Below are 1,567 nucleotides of genomic sequence, written 5' to 3'. Positions count from 1 at the left end.
ACGATAAGCGGATTTGCCTACTTATCAGCCTAACTGCTTGGACGTGCACAACCAATCGCACGCTTCTTCTATCCTTCTGCGTCCCTCCATTGCTCAAACGATAAAGAGGTGGTACAGGAATATCAACCTGTTGTCCATCGCCTACGCCTGTCGGCCTCGGCTTAGGTCCTGACTAACCCTGAGCGGACGAGCCTTCCTCAGGAAACCTTAGGCATTCGGTGGACGGGATTCTCACCCGTCTTTCGCTACTCATACCGGCATTCTCACTTCTAAGCACTCCACCAGTCCTTCCGGTCTGACTTCACTGTCCTTAGAACGCTCCCCTACCACTGATACCATTGGTATCAATCCGCAGCTTCGGTGGTGTATTTAGCCCCGGTACATTTTCGGCGCAGAGTCACTCGACTAGTGAGCTATTACGCACTCTTTAAATGGTGGCTGCTTCTAAGCCAACATCCTAGTTGTCTAAGCAACTCCACATCCTTTTCCACTTAATACACACTTTGGGACCTTAGCTGGCGGTCTGGGCTGTTTCCCTTTTGACTACGGATCTTATCACTCGCAGTCTGACTCCTAAGGATAAGTCATTGGCATTCGGAGTTTGACTGAATTCGGTAATCCGATGAGGACCCCTAGTCCAATCAGTGCTCTACCTCCAAGACTCTTACACTTAAGGCTAGCCCTAAAGCTATTTCGGGGAGAACCAGCTATCTCCAGGTTCGATTGGAATTTCTCCGCTACCCACACCTCATCCCCGCACTTTTCAACGTGCGTGGGTTCGGGCCTCCATTCAGTGTTACCTGAACTTCACCCTGGACATGGGTAGATCACCTGGTTTCGGGTCTACGACCACGTACTAAACGCCCTATTCAGACTCGCTTTCGCTGCGGCTCCGCCTCTTCAGCTTAACCTCGCACGGGATCGTAACTCGCCGGTTCATTCTACAAAAGGCACGCCATCACCCGTTAACGGGCTCTGACTATTTGTAGGCACACGGTTTCAGGATCTCTTTCACTCCCCTTCCGGGGTGCTTTTCACCTTTCCCTCACGGTACTGGTTCACTATCGATCACTAGGGAGTATTTAGCCTTGGGAGATGGTCCTCCCAGATTCCGACGGAATTTCACGTGTTCCGCCGTACTCAGGATACATTCAAGAGAGAACGAAGTTTCGACTACGGGGTTGTTACCCTCTACGACGGACCTTTCCAGGTCGCTTCGTCTACCTCGTTCCTTTGTAACTCCGTATAGAATGTCCTACAACCCCAAGAGGCAAGCCTCTTGGTTTGGGCTATGTTCCGTTTCGCTCGCCGCTACTCAGGAAATCGCATTTGCTTTCTCTTCCTCCAGGTACTTAGATGTTTCAGTTCCCTGGGTCTGTCTTCCTTACCCTATGTATTCAGATAAGGATACCATACCATTACGTATGGTGGGTTTCCCCATTCGGAAATCTTCGGATCAAAGCTTACTTACAGCTCCCCGAAGCATATCGGCGTTAGTCCCGTCCTTCATCGACTCCTAGTGTCAAGGCATCCACCGTGCGCCCTTTCTAACTTAACCAAACTAAAA

At 50.5% G+C, this 1,567-nt stretch carries 1 rRNA gene; it reads right to left on the bottom strand.

From position 1 onward, the window contains the following. Positions 1-1,558: ribosomal RNA gene (locus tag ACTFRN_RS28000) — 23S ribosomal RNA — on the bottom strand; the annotation flags it as partial. Positions 1,559-1,567: the final 9 nt, after the last annotated feature.

This window comes from Bacillus cereus group sp. MYBK245-2, from assembly GCF_051916145.1.
Taxonomy (GTDB): domain Bacteria; phylum Bacillota; class Bacilli; order Bacillales; family Bacillaceae_G; genus Bacillus_A; species Bacillus_A pacificus.
This window is presented reverse-complemented; position numbering and strand designations above follow the sequence as displayed.